Below are 571 nucleotides of genomic sequence, written 5' to 3' on the forward strand. Positions count from 1 at the left end.
CTCTTCCTGCGGCAGGCCCGCGAGCGGCGCGCCCTGGCCCTGGTCGACCTGCCCGAGGTGCCGCTGTTCTTCGGCCGCCTCACCTTCGAGCCGGGAGCGATCCGCGCGGCCGACCCGCACCACCCGGCCGGCGCGACGTCCGGCGACCGTCTCTACATCGGCCGACGGCACGTGCACGACGGCGCCGGCCGCCCCATGGTCATCGACTGGCGGGCGCCGGTGTCGGCGGCGTTCTACCGCGCCACCCGCGACGACCGCCACGGGGTGCTGGCACGGCGCCGCTACGGCTTCTCCGCTGCCGCGGAACTCACCGGGTACGAGGACGAGCCGCTCACCGGCCCCGGCGACGGCCGCACCGGCGACTACCTGGCCGCCGAGATCGAGCGTCCCCGGTCCGGGCCGATGCGCGACATCGTCGCCACCATCCAGCCCGAACAGGACGAACTGGTGCGCGCCCCGCTGGACACCACGCTGTGCGTGCAGGGCGCGCCCGGAACCGGCAAGACCGCCGTGGGCCTGCACCGCATCGCCTACCTGCTGTACAGCGAACGCGAGCGGCTCAGCCGCGGCG

1 pseudogene is annotated in these 571 nt (G+C 75.5%); it reads left to right on the plus strand.

The annotated features are described in order from the left end of the window. A pseudogene (locus E1289_RS37850) lies at positions 1-571 on the plus strand (AAA family ATPase); the annotation flags it as partial.

The organism is Actinomadura sp. 6K520, assembly GCF_004349245.1.
GTDB lineage: Bacteria > Actinomycetota > Actinomycetes > Streptosporangiales > Streptosporangiaceae > Spirillospora.